At 42.9% G+C, this 20414-nt stretch carries 18 protein-coding genes; 2 read left to right on the top strand and 16 right to left on the bottom strand.

Annotated features, from left to right (window positions below):
- Nucleotides 1-624 (top strand): LPXTG cell wall anchor domain-containing protein (locus A3I5_RS0103315; protein WP_026216902.1); only part of this gene is annotated, 624 nt, incomplete at its 5' end.
- 389 nt (nt 625-1013) lie between these two features.
- Here the strand turns inward: A3I5_RS0103315 and A3I5_RS11545 are convergent.
- The 15 genes from A3I5_RS11545 to rplK all read right to left on the bottom strand — a co-directional run bounded on the left by A3I5_RS11545 (nt 1014) and on the right by rplK (nt 19175).
- On the bottom strand, nt 1014-5231 hold the full coding sequence (locus A3I5_RS11545; RefSeq protein ID WP_083903284.1) for a pullulanase: 4218 nt from the start codon (nt 5229-5231) through the stop codon (nt 1014-1016).
- Between the two features lie 249 nt (nt 5232-5480).
- Nucleotides 5481-6182 (bottom strand): FadR/GntR family transcriptional regulator, encoded by a 702-nt coding sequence (locus A3I5_RS0103305; RefSeq protein ID WP_018373207.1) that lies wholly within the window; start codon nt 6180-6182, stop codon nt 5481-5483.
- 171 nt (nt 6183-6353) lie between these two features.
- Nucleotides 6354-8177: a beta-glucuronidase gene (uidA, locus tag A3I5_RS0103300; RefSeq protein WP_018373206.1), complete on the bottom strand. Its 1824-nt coding sequence runs from the start codon at nt 8175-8177 to the stop codon at nt 6354-6356.
- Between the two features lie 9 nt (nt 8178-8186).
- On the bottom strand, nt 8187-9209 hold the full coding sequence (locus A3I5_RS0103295) for a sugar kinase (protein WP_018373205.1): 1023 nt from the start codon (nt 9207-9209) through the stop codon (nt 8187-8189).
- Nucleotides 9210-9548: 339 nt separating this feature from the next.
- A complete protein-coding gene (locus A3I5_RS0103290) occupies nt 9549-11099 on the bottom strand; it encodes an MFS transporter (protein WP_018373204.1) in 1551 nt (516 codons plus the stop codon).
- A gap of 202 nt (nt 11100-11301) precedes the next feature.
- Nucleotides 11302-12258 (bottom strand): PhoH family protein, encoded by a 957-nt coding sequence (locus A3I5_RS0103285; protein WP_026216901.1) that lies wholly within the window; start codon nt 12256-12258, stop codon nt 11302-11304.
- 63 nt (nt 12259-12321) lie between these two features.
- Nucleotides 12322-12537 carry a YozE family protein gene (locus A3I5_RS0103280; RefSeq protein ID WP_018373202.1) on the bottom strand — a complete coding sequence of 72 codons (216 nt, stop codon included), beginning with the start codon at nt 12535-12537 and terminating at the stop codon, nt 12322-12324.
- On the bottom strand, nt 12537-13046 hold the full coding sequence (gene msrA / locus A3I5_RS0103275; protein WP_018373201.1) for a peptide-methionine (S)-S-oxide reductase MsrA: 510 nt from the start codon (nt 13044-13046) through the stop codon (nt 12537-12539). The genes A3I5_RS0103280 and msrA overlap by 1 nt, the downstream gene beginning before the upstream one ends.
- Nucleotides 13047-13288: 242 nt before the next feature.
- Complete coding sequence (locus A3I5_RS0103270) at nt 13289-14143, bottom strand: CvfB family protein (RefSeq protein ID WP_018373200.1); 855 nt, start codon at nt 14141-14143, stop codon at nt 13289-13291.
- Between the two features lie 13 nt (nt 14144-14156).
- The gene (locus tag A3I5_RS0103265) at nt 14157-14657 is read right to left on the bottom strand and encodes a GNAT family N-acetyltransferase (protein ID WP_018373199.1); all 501 of its coding nucleotides are present in this window, start codon (nt 14655-14657) and stop codon (nt 14157-14159) included.
- Nucleotides 14658-14742: 85 nt separating this feature from the next.
- Nucleotides 14743-15300, bottom strand: a complete 558-nt coding sequence (gene frr / locus A3I5_RS0103260; protein ID WP_018373198.1) for a ribosome recycling factor — start codon at nt 15298-15300, stop codon at nt 14743-14745.
- 18 nt (nt 15301-15318) lie between these two features.
- Nucleotides 15319-16044, bottom strand: coding sequence for a UMP kinase (pyrH, locus tag A3I5_RS0103255; protein WP_018373197.1), 726 nt, complete (start codon nt 16042-16044; stop codon nt 15319-15321).
- Between the two features lie 369 nt (nt 16045-16413).
- Nucleotides 16414-17787 (bottom strand): MATE family efflux transporter, encoded by a 1374-nt coding sequence (locus A3I5_RS0103250; protein ID WP_018373196.1) that lies wholly within the window; start codon nt 17785-17787, stop codon nt 16414-16416.
- Between the two features lie 182 nt (nt 17788-17969).
- Nucleotides 17970-18659 (bottom strand): 50S ribosomal protein L1, encoded by a 690-nt coding sequence (rplA, locus tag A3I5_RS0103245; protein ID WP_018373195.1) that lies wholly within the window; start codon nt 18657-18659, stop codon nt 17970-17972.
- Between the two features lie 90 nt (nt 18660-18749).
- Nucleotides 18750-19175 carry a 50S ribosomal protein L11 gene (rplK, locus tag A3I5_RS0103240; RefSeq protein ID WP_018373194.1) on the bottom strand — a complete coding sequence of 142 codons (426 nt, stop codon included), beginning with the start codon at nt 19173-19175 and terminating at the stop codon, nt 18750-18752.
- A gap of 148 nt (nt 19176-19323) precedes the next feature.
- Here rplK and A3I5_RS0103235 point away from each other — a divergent pair, with 148 nt between their 5' ends.
- Nucleotides 19324-19677, top strand: a complete 354-nt coding sequence (locus A3I5_RS0103235) for a DUF3397 family protein (protein ID WP_018373193.1) — start codon at nt 19324-19326, stop codon at nt 19675-19677.
- Nucleotides 19678-20027: 350 nt separating this feature from the next.
- On the opposite strand, the gene gloA2 is transcribed toward A3I5_RS0103235, so the two are convergent.
- Entirely contained in the window at nt 20028-20411 is a 384-nt protein-coding gene (gene gloA2 / locus A3I5_RS0103230; protein WP_018373192.1) for an SMU1112c/YaeR family gloxylase I-like metalloprotein, read from the bottom strand.
- Between the last annotated feature and the right edge of the window lie 3 nt (nt 20412-20414).

Genomic DNA, 20414 nt, shown 5'->3' with positions numbered 1-20414 from the left:
ATTGTCTCTGATGATGAGAAAACATCTGTGATCGTAGCTAACGGTAAAGATGGTAAAAATGGTACTGCCGGATTCGCTGATGTCAAGGATAACGGGGATGGTACCAAGACTATCACTACTGGTACCGACAAGAACGGAGACGGCATTGTCTCTGATGATGAGAAAACATCTGTGATCGTAGCTAACGGTAAAGACGGTAAAGACGGTAAAGACGGTAAAGACGGTAAAGACGGTAAAGACGGTAAAGACGGTATTTGTGAATGTAAACCGAATACTCCGGATAAACCAAGTACCCCGGATAAACCAAATACTCCGGATAAACCGAATACTCCGGATAAGCCAAATACTCCGGACAAACCAAGTACTCCGGATAAACCGAATACTCCGGATAAACCGAATACTCCGGACAAACCAAGTACTCCGGACAAACCAAGTACTCCGGATAAACCAAGTACTCCGGATAAACCGAATACTCCGGATAAATTAGAAAATAGCGCAGTACAAGGAAGACAACTTCCAGAAACAGGAGAGCACAAATCAAATCTTGCACTTCTAGCAGGGAGTATTCTCGCCGTAAACGCAGCAATGCTTACAGTAAGTCGTAAAAAGAGGACAGATAAATAAATTTCTTTAAGCTATTTTGGTAACTCCAATTTGAAAGAATTCATTTTTCATTGATCTTAGGTGATGTGGTATCACACCCTAACAAGAACTTCTCTCTAGTTTTTAGTCAAACTTTAAACTAGAGAGAATGTTATGTCAATACAGTGGCTAATAAATAGCCCCTCTCACACCACTGCTGTATACCTCTTTAGCACACAGCAGCTCAACTGGCTTTTAACGATTAATAGCCTAAGCAACTGACCAGCCTTCGCAAAGCGAAGGCTGGTTTTTGATACACCTCTCTTTAGAAAAACTGGGCCCTTTGTCAACTGTCGCGAATTGATGAAAAGCAAAAAAGATTGAAGAAATTGTCCAACTGGACTCTTTCTTCAATCTGAAAATGAGAGCAATTATTCTTTTTTCTTATGTTTTCCAAGGACTGATAGTCCTGAAAGGAGGGACATTCCTAACCCAAAACCGATAGTTGACTGCTCACTTCCTGTTTTCGGCAAGCCCTTCGTATCACTTTTGTTAGCGGATTGTCCTTGCCCCTGCTGGCTTGCTTTGACATTTCCGCCTGTTTTCTCTGTTCCTTTTGGCTTTTGAGAAGAGGTTGTGGTTGTCTGAGTCGTCATTTTCGCCGTGAGAGTCACAGGAACTTCAACCTCGTCCGTACTCTGGTCAGGATAAGTGACAACAACAGGGACTTTATGGTCACCGGCTGCTGTTGGCAGTTTAGCATTCGGGGCAAGACTGACTGTGCCAGTGCCAATATTGCTCACCGCGTTTAAGATGTCAGACTCGGTCAACTCGCCCTCTGGTTTGGTCACCTTAGAGACGGTTGGAGTCGTCTTGTCGGCATCGGTCTTTGGTTTTTGTGGCGAATCATCTGGCGCCACTTCTTTATATACATAGGTGACAACCAAAGTTGTATTGCCCACCACAACACCGCTCGTAGGTGCTGATGAAGTGAGACGACTATTAGCATCTACATCCCCAACCTTGTAGCGACCTGCGGGAGCTAAAGCATAGGTTTTCTTGTCATATCCGATAATGGTCTGTGTTTTGTGTTCGGACTGTTCAGTGTCGTACGGAGTATCAACCGCAGCATTATAGTGAATAATAGCATTATCTTTCAAAGGACGATTATTGATATCTTTATATTCAATAATCACTGAACCTTTCACCGTATTTTCTTTCTTCGGCGGTGTCTGAGCATCGTCTTTGGCAATCCGTAAAATGGTTGCTGTCAAAGGTGCAAGGGTTACCCGATTTTCCGCCAGTGTCACGCCATCAGGTGTCGCAATCGCCTCTGTCCCTGCTTGTTGAGCATCAGCTAGCACCTTGGCATTCTTTAGGGATTGATTAGCGGTGAAACTGCGCTCCTTGGTATCTGCATTGACATATACCAGATAGACATCACCGTTACTTGCAGCTGTTTGGTAGCCTATGACAAGGTCTTCTTTTTCAACACCGTCTTTGCCAGCTGTTGTGAGCAAGGTCACGCGCTTATCCACTTCTTCCTTAGTGGCTAATTTGAAAGCGTCTGTCGATTTGCGAAGGGCAATCAAACCTTGCGTATAGGCACGGCTCTTGGTATGTTCAGGATAGGTTGTGCTATCTAGCGCCTTGCTCCAATCAAAATGATTGACCGCATCGCTCGAATCATAGGAGTCATGGATAAAATACGGATACTCAAATGGACTACCGTCTTCATTCCTCAAGAGATGAGATTTGTTTGGCACCTTATCCTCTGAAACTGGTGTACGATAATCTGGATGACGGAATTGCTTGGTGCGACCATATTCTTGACCCGAATGGATAAACGGTGTGCCTTGTGAGGTCAAAATCATGAGGTTGCCCAAGCGAAGACGACGATGAATTTCGTTTGTGTTTTCAGCTTTCGCAGGATCTTTTTTGATGGATTGGGCAATAATATCAAATAACGGCAAATTATCATGAGCAGCAATATACTGAATCACATCACCTGGATCGTCTGCTTCAAAATTCGTTGGCTGTGCCTTAATATTACGGAAGATTTTTTCAACATCGCGTTTCCCATTGGTGATAAAAGCAGGTGTCCCTTCGTTTGGATAGCCTGATTTCAGCATATTTCGGACATCATCTGAGAATACCGCAGCCGAATTGGTCGATTTCATCCAAGACTGATCGGCAGGCTGGACAGGTTTATTTTCATCACCTGAATAGGTCACCCATCCTTCTCCTAACATCACGAGATTTGGGTTCAACTTTCTCGCTTCATCATATGCCTTTTGAATGGTCTCAGCATCATGGTCTCCCATCAGGTCAAAGCGGAAACCATCCACCTTGTACTCGTCTGTCAAATACTTGATGGAGTCAACCAACACACGGCGGCTCATATGATGAGTCGTTCCCAGACGACCACCGCCATAGCTGGTTCGAGGTGTACCGTCTGCGTCCATAAAGTGGTAATAATTCGGCTCTAAATCTTCAAAAATATCCGTTTTAGCGGTGTGATTATAGACCACATCTAAAACCACGCCCATGCCCCGCTTATGAATTTCGTTGACCAACTCCTTAAACTCTGCAATGCGCGCGCTTGGATTGGTCGGATCAGTCGAATACATACCTGTTAGCGAAAAATAATTCTGCGGATCATAGCCCCAGTTGTAATTACTATTGCTGGAAGCATAGTCGTCCATACGTTCTGCATTTTTCAATTCATTGACATAGTAATAACTCAAAACAGGCAACAACTGAATATGGGTCACTCCCAATTCTTTTAGGTAGTCCAGCTTCTCAACAAAGGCGGAAAAGGTTCCGAACTGAGACTTCAAGCCGTTTGCAATCGCCTTATCAGACGTAAAATCACGGACATGGGCCTCATAAATCACAGCGTCTTTTCGGTCCTTAAAACCAGGAATAGTGGCATAAGTCAAGTCTTTTGGCCCTAGTTCAGCTGGGGCTACAAAGGCCGCCTTGGCTACCTTATAAGACGGATCTGTCTCTGCCAAGTCACTGTTCCAAGCAGCCAACGATTTGGCATAGGGATCCAAGGTTAAGACAGCTTGATCACCCCGTTTGATTTCATAATGGTAATAATAGCCGCGATAGTCAGCAATCGACAAGCCACCATTGGCTGATAAGTCTGCATTCCAAGCGCCCTTGTCTCCTCTGGTCATGGCTACCTTGCCTATGACCTTACTTTGATCCGTTTTATCATAAACTACTAGTGACACCTCATCTGCACTTGGTGACCAGAGGGTGACTGCCACTTTCTGACCATTGTCTGTCACACGCGCTCCCAATTCACCATCATACTGATACAGGCTATCCTTCAACTGCCAATTCATCCCTGTTGTAAACTGCTCGCTGCTATACTTCACTGTGTAAGGCGCCTGATTCCCGCCAAAGTCCCCCTGAATCAGGACTTTTTTGGCTCCCTCGTCAAGAACAATGTCATTAATGGCAACTGCTTGATTATCCTTATTTTGCACTTGTAAATTCTTTGCAATATCCTCTTTTTTCACATTTTCTAAGGTCGTAAAAGTCGCCTCGATGTCAGTCAGACTAATCTGCTGCGCTCCTGTCATTCGGACATCATTGACAAAATAAGGATTGGTATAAATCATCGGATCTGCATCCCTCAAGAAAATCTGGCGATGTTTTTTCAAGTCCGTAAAATTGTAATCATTGGGCTGAATCTTGACATCATCACCTGACTTACTCTCATCTAGTAATAAAAATCCAATTGTTTTAGCAAGGTCTTTCAGTTTGACGTCAACATAAGCGCCATATTTGCCCTGCTTTTCAAAATCAACACCGTCCGGCCAGCTAGTCGTAGGCGTTTCAACATCTCCCCACAACCACAAGGATTTGCGGTCGTAATTATTATCTGAACGCAGGTAATTGATCCGCACCATGCCTTCTGCTATCGGCTCATAAGTGTAGGCCTTATACTCTTCATCAAGCCAAACCTCATTCATTTGATTGCTGATGAGCTCAACCGTCTTATCGCCTGTCAAATTGTCACCTGCTGTGTTATTAATCAAAAAACTGACTTTTTCACGCTTTTTCGCTGAGAGGGGCACATCAAGATAATAACCATAGCTGTCTGTTTTAGCTTCTGAAAAACTGGTTGCCCCTGTTGGCCAGCTACCGTTTTGCGCAGATGGCTTTTCTACATCGTCCCAAGTCCATAAGCCAAGGCTATTGGTATTCTCCGAAGGTAACTTCTTAAAGTGCATGCGAATAGAACCTACTTTGACTTCGTCATCTGCCGAGAGGGTTTCTGTCTGAGATACAGGTATTGCACCTACCATGTCAGACTCCTCTTCTAGCTGAGTGAGGTCTGCTGGTTCAGAAATCGTCCGTGCTTCATTGGTATTAGGAGCGATTTTCTCAGAGCTAACGGGCACTTCCGTCTGAGCCTCTATCTCCTCCTTTTTCTCCCTGCTCTCTGTCGTATCCTCCACTTGAAGATTTGCAGTCTCTATAGTTTGCTCTTCTGCTTGGACAAGCTGTCCGCCCAAAACACAAAAAGTAGCCGATAAAAGTACGGACGCGGTTCCACATTTTAGAGTACGTATCCCAAAATGCTGACGCTTCCTGCCAACTGTTTCCTTTTTCATCAGAAACCTCCTCATAAAATAAGTTCTATGCAAGCGTTTGCTTTACTCGTACATTATACCTTTTATCATCCGTAATGTAAAGGTTTTCAAGGTAATTTGTAGATATTTTTGACGCGAGAGCATAATCCCTTATAAAGACTAAAGGAGAGCACGAAACCATCTTTAACAATTAATTGTATGAAACAGACGATATAACAATTTTATAAAAAAGCCTGAACTCAAGTCCAGACATACTTATTTATTATTGTTCTATCTAGCAGCTCATCATGTTTCAGAGTCACCGTGCTGATTTTTTTCAAAATCTGAACTCACAGACAAGATATGCCTTAGCATGGCATCGTAAGCTCTGACTGCATCTCGGTCGCAAACGGCTTCAAGGATTGCTCGGTGAGCCGCTCGACTATCTTCCTGCATAAACTGATTACTAAAGTTATGGTTGATTAAGCTAATCGACTGATGGATCACCGGTAGTAAACTATCCAAGGCTAAATTACCGCTCATTTTGGTCAATAAACTATGCAGCTCAACATCTAATTGCACATGATCTTCTGTTCCTAGATCGTAAGACTCCTCTATGCGTTCGACTAAGTCTAATAACCGCTGACAATCCTCATCCGTCGCATTTTGTGCAGCCTTAGCAGCAACACGTGGCTCCAAAAGGAGACGGATTTCAAATAAGTCCTGAGTTAACTGGTAAGTATCTTTGATAAAAGAAAACCCAAGCGGATCGTCGGCAACCCCTCTACGACTGCTAACATAAGTCCCTGATCCCTGACGAACCTCTAAAATATTCCGAGCAACCAAGCGACGTACAGCCTCGCGAATCGTACTCCGTCCAACCTCTAAAGATGTTGCCAATTCATATTCATTTGGCAGGCGATCTCCTGGTTCTAATTGAAATTTAACAATATAGTCTACCAATAAATCCGCAGTACGATCTGCTAATGGTTGATTTGCTTTCTTCATACTGTCTCCTTTTTCTCAATAATTATACCTAAATTTTAATAAGATTCAAAGTCAAAAGAAGACAAATATTTCTACTTTTTCTTTCTAGTCAAAAACAGAACTTAGCCTGAGACTAAATTCTGTTGGTCTTGAGAGTGAGACAGATAAGCATGCTGCCCCTGAAAAGTTCGCCTAGTTTTTACCGCTCTTATAACCAAAGTTTGGAATGGTTGTCCAGCGTTCTTTAAAGAAACGCACGACTTGCTTCGGTTCACGTGTCCGCGAAAAGAGTCCCTTGTGATTTCCCTTGACACGAATCAACATGACATTGGTTTCAAAGTCCGCAAAATTCCAGACTTGTTCGCCAACAAAGTACGGCAATTCATCAAAGACTTCGTGATTGGCTTGGTAATAATCGCATTGATATTCTTCAGTATACGGAATATCCCACATCGAATGATAACCTGGTAATGTATCAGCCCCATACTCTGTGAACATGACTGGTTTGTCAGGATAAAGCCTATGCCATTCTTCCAATTCTTTGCGCAGATTGTTTTTGGCATCTGCTAGCTCTGCATGGTCTCGGTACCAGCCATAATAACGGTTAAGACAGATCACGTCAATCAAATCAGCCACTAAATCTTTACCTGGCAAAGCATTCATGATATTAACCAGTGTTACTGGACGATTTTGTGGGTCTAAATCACGGTAAAGCTGAATGAGCGGTTCAAAGTATTCACGCGCTCCCTCTTCGTGCGAAGACGGCTCATTAGCCACGACCCACATGACAACACAGGCATGATTTTTATCACGGTTTACCAACTCGCAGATAGCCTGCTCATGGGCTTCCTTAGTCTTCATGACCTTCCAAGTATTTTCAGGCTCGTCCTTATCTCCAAGTAAGTCCAAGGCTGCTGAGAAGTTTTGGAAAAGCCCGACTGCTGGGACTTCATCAATCACAACAATTCCCATGCGATCAGCCAAGCGCATCATCTCTTCTGAATAAGGATAGTGCGACGTTCTAAAGGAGTTGGCTCCGATTTCTTTTAGCAAATTCAAGTCCATCAAGTTTGCTGCTTCATTAAGGCCACGTCCATTGATATGCGTGTCTTCATGCTTGCCAAAGCCCTTGAAGTAAAATGGTTTGTTGTTAATCAAGAATTGAGCAGCCTTAACTTCAATCTTACGCATACCAAAGGCTTCATCATAGCGATCAATCAACTGCTCACCGTCAAAGAGTTCCACACGGCAGGTATAGAGGTAAGCATTGAGCGGCTCCCAAAGTCTGACACCTTGCACTGTCAGAACATCATTGCCTGTTCCTTGGGCAACGATCTGTCCTGTTTCGTCCAAAATCGTCAAGCGCTGCTCCAAACCAGAAGCATTAGACAAAACTGTCACTTTCACATCAGCTGTAGTCAAGTCCTCACTGAGTTCATAAGTCACAACGACATCTTCAATATGCGCTTTGGGACGAGTATAGAATTTTACCGGCCGGTGAATTCCCGCATAGTTAAAGAAGTCAAAGTTTTCCTTAACCACTTTTTTGATACTGCCATCTGGATTTTTCTTTTCGATATAATTGCCAACAGGCAAGGTCGTATAGTTGAGTTCATTGTTAGCACAGACCGTCACTTTTAACTGATCCTTTGCTAAAAACTGAGGAGCAACGACCACTTCAAAGGGAGTAAATCCTCCTTTGTGTTCAGCGACCAATTCACCATCAAGATAAACCTTAGCCTGATGGGTCACAGAACCAAAGCGTAACACAAGCTCCTCATTTTCCTGCAATTGAGGTAAATCAACAAGACGCTCGTACCAGTTGTCTCCGATGAAGAGACGCTTGTCCTTGTCCACCAAAACATCGTTAAACGAAGTCGGCACAACCATAAGCTCTGCTTCTGTATCCGTTGACAAGAGAGAGTCCTTGGTAGGCTGATAGGCTCCTTGTTTAAAAGACCAAACTCCGTTTAGATTATAAATTTTTCGTGTAGCAGATAATTGTGGGTATAACATAAGGTACTCCTATCTATTGATTTCTTGGTTGCTACTGGAGAGCAACTGTTTTAACTGATTAGCGGTCATGAGGTTAATGTCGCCCTCAATCGTATGTTTGTAAACAAAGCTAGTCATGGCAATCTCCAAAACCTTTTGTGGCTCTTCAGCTTCTAAGTGCCCATACAAAATACCCGCTGTAAAAGCATCGCCCGTCCCAATCCGATCGACTGCTTGCGTCTCCCTATCAAGAGTCTCAAAGAGCTGTCCATCAGTAAAGAGATAACCCTTTAAACGGTAAAGGTTGTTGTCCAACTCTCGCTGCGTAAAGGCGATCTTCTCCAGATGATACCTGTCTGACAAGGCCTTTAGAGCTTGAAGCAAACTTTCCTTGTCGCGATAAGGTCGCTCGAGTTTGAGCACATCTTTTAAGTCTACCCCATCTTCATTTGGCAAGCTCAGAGGCTCGATACCGATACAGATATCTGCCCTCTCAACAAAAGGAGCCATCCCTTCTCTAGCCTCCTCGAAAGATGTCCATAGACTTTCACGGTAATTGAGGTCAAAACTGATCCCGACACCATACTCTTTAGCTTTATCCATAGCCTGCAAAGTGAGGTTTCGGCAAGATGGGTTTAAAGCCACCGTAATACCTGAAACATGAAACCAATCGGCATCTCTAAAGATCAAATCCCAGTCAAAGCTATCCCCATCGCACGCTGAGAAAGCAGAGCCTGCTCGGTCATAAGTAATCTGGCTTTGACGCACAGAGAAGCCACGCTCGTAAAAATAGAGCCCTAGTCGATGACCGCCACTTTTTAAAAAATGGTCACCAATATGGTGGCTAGAAATAAAGTGACGGCAAGCATGACCGATGGTATTATCAGGCAAAACCGAAACCATCTCAGTCTCATAGCCCAGATGTGACAGAGTTCCGAGAACATTCAGCTCAGACCCTCCAAACTGGCTCTCTAACTGATTGGCTTGCGAAAATAGCAAATGATTGGGCGTTGAAATTCGCCATAGAATTTCCCCCAGACCAATAACTTTCATGAAACCTCCTTTCTTCTTGACAACATGAAAATGTACGACACGTGATACTTTCTGGATTCTGCTGATACTCAGGAAAAATCAAAAAGCAAACAACTTGAATTCGGACTAAGCACTGTGTAAAAAAGGACGCAGCTGTTGTGGGCTTTGCTCACTATACAGATGCGGCACCTCCTTTAGGGGCAAATCTTCCTAGATGCAAGCAGCCACATCACAGTGCCTGTATCTACTTAACATCTTCGTAGCTAATTGTCTTGTTGGCGGTAGCTAGCCGAAGGCTGCACTGGCGTCCACGACATTTGAATTTGATTTTTAAAGAGTATTAGAGCCTGATCAAGACAGTTATTTAGGCTCTTCTACAGGGTATTTCGACAAGTCCACATACTCCATATCTGATAATTCAACATTTTGGGCAATATCATGCGCACGTTCTGTATCTTTAGCTGCTTTCATAGCATGAATCTTCTCTTGAATCTGAGCCATCGTCTCATTATCCAATTTGTAGAACTTCATTAAGACTAAAGAAACAGCCAGAACAGCCACTGGAATAATGGCAAACAGTGTGATGATTGCACCTTTTAGTTCTGGAGACAGTGGTGTTTCAGCAGTTGGATATTCCTTTGCAAATCCAATACCTGCAAGCACCCAACCGACAACCATCGGTGCAAAAGATGATGCCACAGAGTCAGTTAAAGAAAAGATTGTTCCAATCATCCCTGATACATAGCGACCAGATACTGATGTTTCATAGTCAGAAATATCAGCTCCCATCGTCAAGACAAGACTTGAAGGTGCTGTTGAGAAATAACGTCCAAAAGCATACAGGACAACAAAACCGACACTATAGAGTCCCCACTTCTGCAAATCAAGGGCACCCGGTTGACCAGAGTAGAGCATCGTTGCCATACCAATCAAACCAGCAATACCAATTTGCAAGGAGAGAATATAAGCACGACGCAGTCCTTTTTTACGTGCCACACTGGCTGCGAAAGTTGTCACTAAAATATTTGGAATAACCATCAAGGCTGAAATAGCACCTGACAAAGCATAGTTCCCAAAGAGAATCCCAAACACCATCACGGTCACAACAGAATCTCCAAACAACTGTGCTACAAATTTAACCAAAGCGGCTGAAAGAGATAACACTTGAAGTGGTGTATTTCCCTTAATCACTTTCCAATAATCTTTGAAGTTTGTTTTCTTCGTTTTTTCTTCCCCAAGACCAAAGAATTTCTTGTTATCCTTCTGCCAAATACCAGCAATAGCAAGAACTGCTAAAACCGCTGAAATTCCAATGACACCTACCATCAATTCCGCAAAAAAGCTTTCTGTGAAGCCACCGTGTTTCGGTACCAAGGTTCCAGAAATAACGATTTGACTTCCTGAAAACAGAATCGCTGTCATAATCCCATCAACAATATTAAAAATCGGGCGCTGCTTAGGATCATTTGTCAACGCCGTTTGACCAGCTTTTGTAACGGTTTGTTGCAGCGAATAACCAATCTTGTGAATAATCAAAGCAAGAATGAAGAGTGGCATAGCCATTCCAGCACCGAATCTGTGAATATTAAAGAGAAAGACAAATGACAGTGCGGTAATCACATTCCCCAAAACAATGATTGGCCGGTATTTCCCAAATGTTGTATCGGTCTTATCAATTAAAACACCGATAGCTGGATCAATAAAGCCATCGAAAATCCGAACATATCCCATCAATTGACTGACAAAAATAGCCGCCAAGCCTAAAATCCCTGTAGAGAAATAAGACACAAAACTGAATGCTACTAAATAGATATTAGTAGATGTATTGTTCATGGCAAACAGAATGATCTGCCAGATTTTTGCACGATTATAAGCGACCTTCTCGCTTCTATCAACTGTATTTTGACTCATGAGAGCCCCTCCTTTTTCTCCCCTTTTTCTGGAAGCGTTTTATCCATAAAAGCATTATACAATTCATCTGATGATTTGTCAACGTTTTCACCTTTTTTATTTTAAAAAGACTTTATTTTGATTGTTTCATCCTTCAATTCATCTGATAAATCATTCGAAAGAAGGCAACGAAAAAACCCAGCAATGCTGAGTTTTAACGTATTTAGCGGTCAATCCTCTCGTAAGCCTTAATAATTTCAGCAACCACAGGGTGTCTGACAACATCTTTGGCAGAAAAATGGACAAAATCGATTTGCTTGATATTTTGCAATTTGTCCTTAGCATCGATAAGCCCTGATTTGACCTTACCTGGTAAATCGATCTGGCTGATGTCTCCGTTGACAATCATTTTAGAATTAAAACCGAGACGTGTCAAAAACATTTTCATCTGCATGATAGTCGTGTTTTGCGCTTCATCCAAAATGACAAAAGCATCGTCAAGGGTCCGTCCACGCATGTAGGCTAGAGGTGCAATCTCAATGATTTCCCGCTCCATGAGACGTGTCGTCTGGTCCTTACCTAAAATCTGATAGAGGGCATCATAAACCGGACGTAGGTAGGGATCCACCTTTTCTTTGAGGTCTCCAGGCAAAAAACCCAGACTTTCTCCTGCTTCAACCGCAGGACGTGTCAAGATAATCCGCTTGACCTGCCCTTTTTTGAGGGCTGTTACAGCTAAAGTCACCGCTAGAAAGGTCTTTCCTGTCCCTGCTGGCCCAATACCAAAGACAATATCGTGTTGCTTAACACTTTCCACATAGATTTTTTGCCCCAGCGTTTTGACACGAATCGGCTTGCCAGAATTATCCTTGATAATCTCTTCTTCATAGAGGGCAACGAACTTGTCAATCTCGTCATTGCGAGCCATGGTGATAGCTGTGACCACGTCGGTCGTATTGACCAACATGCCGCGATTGACTAAAACCAAGAGAGATTGAATGACCAATCTCGCCTGTTCACAGTTTGCTTCTTCACCAATGACCTGAACCACTTCTGTGCCTGCATGGATGACCACCTCCAACTCGTCTTCCATCAGCCTTAGGTGGCGCTCGTTGCTCCCAAAAAGATGAAGAGCATCATCAGGATGTTTTAATTGAATATCGATAGAATGTTCTTTCAAATGAGATTCCTTTTTCCAAACGTTTTCTACTGCCATTATAGCAAATTTCAAAGACTCTGTCGCTTAATGAGCCAGATAGTCTTCCCAAATCTGGTCAAAATCACTAAGGTTAAAGGCAAAACTAGCTTCTTCTTCCAGAAAGCGACTGACCTGATCGAAATCATCGGTATGCTTGGGAAAAGCTGGCTCCTCAAAAGCTAAATCTGCTAGGATAGCAACAGGAGCATGGGATTTAGGATTGCGCTGGGTCATCAGCCAGCTGTAAAATGATTTGCGCACTAGTTCCAATTCCTCTCTAAAAAATCGTGACGACGTTGGCTAGACAGAGCGTAACGCTCTGGACTTTTCTTGTAAAAAGCTTGATGGTAGTCCTCAGCCGGGTAGAAGGTTTGAGCTGGCTCAATGGTCGTGACAATGGGGCGTGCAAACCGACCAGATGCCTGAAGATTGGCTTTTGACTGCTCTGCTATTTGACGCTGAGCGTCATTTTCATAAAAAATCACAGGACGATAATTATCGCCACGGTCTTCAAATTGCCCAAAAGCGTCCGTCGGATCCGTCTGCGTCCAGTAAAGCTCTACCAAATCCGCAAAAGAGAGCTTTGCGGGATCAAAAATGATTTCAACTGCCTCCGTGTGACCAGTCGTACCAGCACAGACCTGTTCATAAGTGGGATTCTCCACATGGCCCGCCGTATAGCCCGACAAAACCGACTCTACCCCATCCATCTCCTCAAAGGGCTGTACCATGCACCAAAAACAACCACCTGCAAAAATCGCACGTTCCATATAAACCACCTCTAGCTTTTAACTCTTTCATTTAGCAAAAAATCAATTTTGTAATGCCACTTCACAGGGCGGACTAGGCTTACAACAGCTTTCATCTAGATGCTAGTATCAAAAACAATCATTGTAAGCTCGTCCTGGTGAGTCAATGATTATCTGAGACTTCCCTTCCCACCTTTCACTTATTTAATAAAGCAAAATGCAAGTTAAACACTCTTGTCCCAATATCAAATAGCCATTCTTCCCTAAACCAACTCCGTCCCTAGTGGATCCTGCTTAATTTTGCCTGCTTTCATGAGTCCACCAAGAGCTTTTTTGAATTGACCCTTGGAAATGCCGAAAATCGCCTTGATATCTTCTGGGGCGGACTTGTCGTTCAAGGTCATAAAGCCACCATTGCTTTCCAGATAGGTCAAAATCATCTGAGCATCATTTTCCAACATCTCAAACGATCGCGGTTTGAGAGACAGGTTGAGAGTGCGGTCAACATGACGAAAGCCAACCACACGCACTTCCAAGACCTGACCGAGACGAGGTTCAGTGTAGCGTTCGTTGGGATGAATAAAGCCCAGCATATTGTTGTCTGGCAGGTAGACAAAAGTGCCAGAGAGTTTGAGGCGGTAGACAATCGCCTTTAGCGTCTGATTTTGCATGTTGTCATAAGCCGGACCAGCTAGCTCCTGAAAGACTTCTGGCTGAGCTGGAATACCCCAAATACGATCCTTAGCATCAACGTCAAGTTTGACATAGAGCTGGTCACCCTGCTTAGGCCAGAGTTCCTTGAGATCAGGTAGGATATCCAGAGAGACCACGATTTCCTTGTCAGGCAGGCCTGTATCTACAAAGACACCCAAGTCCTTTCGAACGCCAGTGACTGTCCCCCAACCATAGTGGTCACGGTCTGCACTGACTTTCTTAGTCGTCAGCCGAAGCTTGTGCTTAGTATCTGAGTAAACAAAACCTGTGACCATATCGCCAAGCTGGTGTGTTCCTTCTTTCTTATCCAAGGCTAATGTCAAGCCATCCTTTTGGACAAAGTAAAATTGATCATTGTCATCAGTGATCAGACCTGTGATAAAGTTTGCTAATAAATGATTCATTTTATCCTAATTTCTATAATATGCGCTGAGCCACCACTATATGATGCCCCTCTAAACTTTCTTTTTCCTCAATAACTTGAAAAGCATTCTTCAGCCAGAAAGCCTCTGCTTGTGGATTACCTTTTATCCAACCTAATCTGAGACGCTGAAAACCTGATCTCTTTAAAAAGTCGCAAAGCTCTTCTACCAACTGACTTCCTAAGCCTTGTCCTTGATAGGAAGCATTTACCATGAAAAGACCGAGCAAACTGGTATCTGGATCAGGATAAGATTCGATGAGATCAACGATAGCTAGTGGGCTATCCTGCTCCATAAGCAGAAAGAAATGCTTGTTTTCCAAACCACTATCAGGAGGACAATAGGTTATCGTCTCCTTAAGGCTTTCTTTGGTAACAAAAGGTGGACAGTGGTCATAATAAAGAGGATTGCTTTGACAGATAGTATAAGCTTTCTCGATTGCTAGGTCGTCGTTAATGTCAAGCACTTGATAACTTGAAAATGCACTAAAATCCATAATCTCTCCCAAATTAAAAAAGCGGAAAAGGAGTGAGAGTCCTCAAAACAATCGTCTTGATCCATCCCACTCCAGATTGTTATCGTTAAACTTCTAACAGTTCTTTTTCTTTGTTAGCAGTCATGTCATCAATGTGCTTAATGGCATCATCGGTGACTTTTTGAATGTCTTTTTCAAGGCCTTTTAGCTCATCTTCAGTGATTTCTTTAGCCTTTTCTTGCTTTTTAGCCTCATCCATAGCATCACGACGGATATTACGAATAGCAACTTTAGCATTTTCACCAACTTTTTTCACATCCTTAGCCAAGGATTTACGCGTTTCCTCAGTCAAGGCAGGGATTACCAAACGGATAACAGAGCCATCTGAAGAGGGCGTAATGCCAAGATCTGAAGCGTTAATGGCGCGTTCAATGTCCTTGATAGAAGCTTTGTCAAAGGGTGATACCAAAAGCACACGAGCCTCAGGAATGGTGATTGAAGCAATTTGGTTCAATGGTGTTTCCACACCGTAGTATTCTACAGAAATACGATCCAACAGGCTAGCATTAGCACGGCCAGCACGGATATGACCAAATTCACGCGCCAAGCTTTGGTGGGATTGGGTCATTCTTTCTTGAGCTTTTTCTACAATAGCGTTTGCCATGAGTCATCCAACTTTCTTTTATTTTTTATTTGAAACCGTTGTTCCGATATTTTCGCCAAGAACAACTTTTTTAATATTACCGTGTTCATTCATGTTAAAGACAACGAGGTCAATGTCATTATCCATCGAAAGGGTTGCGGCGGTTGAGTCCATAATTTTTAGCCCTTTATGAATCACTTCAACATGGGTTAATTCCTCAAATTTAATCGCCTTAGGATCTTTCTTAGGATCGGCATTATAGACGCCGTCAACACCATTTTTAGCCATCAAAATGGCCTCTGCATCAATCTCAGCAGCACGCAAAGCAGCTGTGGTGTCTGTTGAAAAGTAAGGTGACCCAGTCCCAGCTGCAAAGATAACGATACGCCCTTTCTCCAGATGACGTAACGCTCGGCCGCGAACATATGGCTCGGCCACTTGGTGCATGGAGATAGCTGTTTGTACACGCGTATCCACACCCGTCTGTTTCAAACTATCTGCCATCACAAGAGCGTTCATCACCGTTCCAAGCATACCCGTGTAGTCGGCCTGTACGCGATCCATACCTACCTCTGCTGCAGGCTCCCCACGCCAGAGATTGCCACCACCGATAACCAGAGCAATTTCAACACCGGTATCATGGACTTCCTCAATCTCGCGAGCGATTTTCTGAACGGTTGGGATGTCAATACCAATTCCCTTGTCACCAGCCAAAGCCTCACCAGAAAGTTTAATCAATACACGTCTATATTTAGGTCGAACCATCTTACTCTCCTTTATTTTACCTTTATCATTCTACCACAATTACTCCAGATTTTGTAGTGGTGAGCCTAAATTTCACACCAAACGTACGAAAAAAGCTCTTTAGCCTAAGTAGTCGAAAGAGCCTTTTTAAATTGGTTGGTTGCCACTTTCTTACGAATAGAGCTTCATTCATTTAGCAAAATCATGGCAAATTTTCGTCCGATTGTATCGAGACTGAAAAAGGAACACACGTTTATAAAAGCATTGAACTTATTGGAAAAGTAACCCCGTTGTAAACTGAAGTGCAACACAAAAGATATGTCTATCTGATATACCAAAAGTTGTGACACTAAGTATAGAAAGATAGAGAGATGTCTACTACTGATGGTGTCACAAAACGCTCTTATACTCATCCGACATCTGATCGTATTCACGTTTGAGGAAATAGCCTGCAAGCAAGAACGACAAAACATCCGCCACTGGAATAGCAATAACCAGTCCTTCAACACCCCAGATTAGAGGTAAAATCAATAGCAGCGGAATGATAAGCCCGATCTGCTTGGTCACTGAAATAACTGCGCCAATCTTGGCCTTGCCAATGGATGGGAAAAAGGTTGAGGCGAAAATCTGAATCCCATTGATCACACAAAATAGAAAGAAAATTCGCATGTAGTGTACACCAAACTCGAAATAAAGCTCAGAACCCGATCCGAAAATGCTGAGCATTTGAGCTGGAAACAGTTCAAAACCGACCCAGCAGATAAGAGAGACTAACCCCACCGCTTTGAGCGCTACGCGAATCGTTTCCTGCACACGATCATAATGTTTAGCCCCATAATTATAGCTTAAAATTGGCTGCGCTCCTTGCACAATCCCAATGACCACCGCTAAAAAAATCACATTGACTTTTGCAACGATACCCGCTACTGCGATAGGAATCTCAGAGCCATATTGGGACAAACTCCCATAGTTCTTGAGAGCATTGTTGGTCACAATCTGAACCAAGACGTTCGCCGCCTGAAAGATAAAAGAAGCCATCCCTAGTGAACAAACAGTAGCCACCATTTTGATGTCTGGCATAAAATCCGACCGCTCAAAGGTTACAGATTTAAAGTGTCTGAAATAGGCCATGAGAAAAATTGCTGAGACCACTTGACTGATGACGGTCGCCCAAGCTGCACCTGCAATTCCCCATTCAAAAGCAAAGATAAAGATAGGGTCTAAAATCGTATTAAGGAGGGCTCCTATAATAATCCCAATCATGGAGTAACGTGCTGCCCCATCCGCTCGCACTAGAGGATTGCTCCCTATAGAAAAGAGTAGAAACGGAATCCCTAAGCTGGTAATGCCGGTATAAGTTTTGGCATACTCAAGGATTGACGCTGTCGCACCAAAGCTATTGAGCAAAGGCTCTAGAAACATGCGCATCACTAAACAAAGCACAATTCCAACAATAAACAAAGTTGAAGCGGTTGATCCAGCTGCCTTTCTAGCAAGGTGAGCATTTCCTCGTCCTAGCTCAAGGTTAAACTTAGAGGCTGATCCGATTCCTAGCATTAAACCAATCGCCAAGCACATCGTCACCAAGGGAAAGGCAATATTTGTCGCTGCATTGCCAAGATAACCAACACCTTGTCCAATAAAAATCTGGTCAACAATATTATATAAGGCATTGACCACATTAGCTATAATGGCTGGTATCGCCAGCTGCTTTAGTAAGGTTAAAATCGGCTTTTGTCCAAAAGGGTGAGTTTCTCTCTCCATAGTCTTCTCCTTGAAATCTTTGTAAAAAGGGAGCTGTATATCACTTGCAATAAAGGTCATATCTTGTAAGGATAGCCAGAAAAAATAAAATTTTCAGCACTGCATATATATACTTTCCAATAAAAAAATAGAAAACGAAGGAGTTACACGACTCCATCGTTTTGCTAATTTATAAATCACTCTTAGAATGAGTTTGTATCCACCTTGATCCCAACACCTTGAGTAGTGGTCACTGTCAAGCTTGTGATATAAGTTCCTTTAGCAGTAGCTGGTTTAGATTTAACAATCACATCGTTAAAGGCTTTGAAGTTTTCAACCAATTTGTCTGCATCAAATGAAACTTTACCAATGATAGCTTGAACGATACCAGCCTTATCCGCACGGTAAGTGATTTTACCACCTTTAGACTCTTCAACTGCTTTTGCAACATCCATTGTTACAGTACCAGTTTTAGGGTTTGGCATCAAGTTACGTGGACCAAGGACACGTCCGAGACGACCAACAAGGGCCATCATGTCTGGAGTCGCGATAACCACGTCAAAGTCTAACCAACCACCTTGGATCTTTTGCACCAAGTCATCTTCACCGACAAAGTCAGCACCTGCTGCTTTAGCTTCTTCAGCTTTAGCACCACGAGCAAATACCAAAACGCGTTGTGTTTTACCAGTACCGTTTGGCAATACCATTGCACCACGGATTTGTTGGTCAGCCTTACGAACATCAATGTTCAAGTTATAAGCAACTTCTACAGTTGCGTCAAATTTTGCAAAGTTAGTTTCTTTTGCAAGCGCTACAGCTTCTTCAACGCTGTACGCTTTTGTGCTGTCGATTTTTTCAAGAGCAGCACGCATTTGTTTGCTTTTTTTAGCCATTTTTTATTTCTCCTTGTAAAGTGGTCATATCGATTTTCATCTCCCACATCACTTAGTTTATGATGAAGTGAGCGGGTCTAAGGGCTACTATTAGTCAGTAACAGTGAATCCCATAGAGCGAGCTGTACCTTCGATCATACGAATGGCAGCTTCAAGGTTAGCAGCGTTCAAGTCTGGCATCTTTGTTTCGGCGATTTCTTGTACTTGCGCGCGAGTCACTGATGCAACCTTAGTCTTGTTAGGCGTACCTGAACCTTTTTCAACACCGGCAGCTTTTTTCAAAAGAACAGCAGCTGGTGGTGTTTTGGTGATGAAAGTGAATGATTTATCTTCGTATACAGAGATAACAACTGGGATAATCATACCAGCTTGATCTGCTGTACGGGCGTTAAATTCTTTTGTGAAGCCCATGATGTTAATCCCTGCTTGACCAAGTGCTGGTCCGACTGGTGGAGCTGGAGTCGCTTTACCGGCAGGAATTTGAAGTTTTACAAGTTTTTCGACTTTTTTAGCCATAATATAAAATCCTCCTATTGTGGTTCTCTCGGTAATTAAAGATTTTTACCTCCCACAAGTATATGAATATCACATACCTTTCCATTTTACACTAATTTTTTTGAGATTTCAAGTTTACAAACCTACTTTTTTGCATTAAAATAGACTTATGTTATTTCTAAAAGTTATTTCCGTCTTATTTTTACTACTCGGCTTTCCCTTGGCTATGGCCATCACAGGGCTTTTTCGCTTGCGTCATTTCAAACTTGGTGTACCAGACATCGCCCTACCACTCTACGCAGGCGCTATCTATATTATCAGCGCTCGCACCTTCTACCATAGCTTATTGGCTCTCTATGTGCTCTTGTTGGCTATTTTACTTCTAGGGATTACTCTGTATTATCTCATCACAAAGCGAACCATTCGCTTCCATCGTGTCTTCAAAATCTTCTGGCGACTGAGCTTCCTGATGACTGTCTTGTTTTATCTAGCCTTGGTCATCTATGTTTTGATTTTTGTTTAACCAACTAGTGTACTTGTCTCACACCTTCAAAACGTGCAGACTCAAAACCACATCATAAAAAAGAGGAGCAGCGGATAAAACCGTTGCTCCTTATTTTATTTGAATATCCTAAAAAGTGAGATAAGGCTTAAACATTTCCCAGAGTTAGGGTGATGGTTGGGAGGATTTTCAGTTTGTACTGTTCCAGTCGGCCTAGGTAGACAACAGTGTTTAGATATAAGCTAACCAATCGCGGACTATTTTTAAAATAAGGAACTGCTCCCTACTTTTCATCCGCTTTTTCGAATTGCAATTAAACTGGCTTGATAAGCGCTCTCTGCATTAAAGTTTCATTTGTCAATACAGCTGTCTTACTCATGAATCTCCAGAGGTAGACCGTCTGGGTCAAAGAAGAAAGCCATGGCCTTGCCATCAAAATCATCATAACGCAGTCCCTGATGGGGAATCCCAACCTGATCAAAGTAAGCTAGGCACTTCTCCACAGAAGCTACTTTAAAAGCTAGATGCCTGAGACCCGTGTGTTCTGGATTTGGCAGAGCTGGACGTAGGGGCGCATCAGGTTTGATGAATAATTCTAAAACAACATCACCTTGACCAACATTGATGATAATATCTCTCTTGTCCGGTCGAGGGTGTTCCGTCAAAACTTCAAAACCAAGCAAATCGACATAGAAGTGCTTGGTTTTTTCGTAATGGCGACCAATAATAGCGATGTGATGCGGTTGACTAAACATTTT

Origin of the sequence: Streptococcus merionis DSM 19192 (assembly GCF_000380085.1) — a bacterium.
Classification (GTDB): domain Bacteria; phylum Bacillota; class Bacilli; order Lactobacillales; family Streptococcaceae; genus Streptococcus; species Streptococcus merionis.
This window is presented reverse-complemented; position numbering and strand designations above follow the sequence as displayed.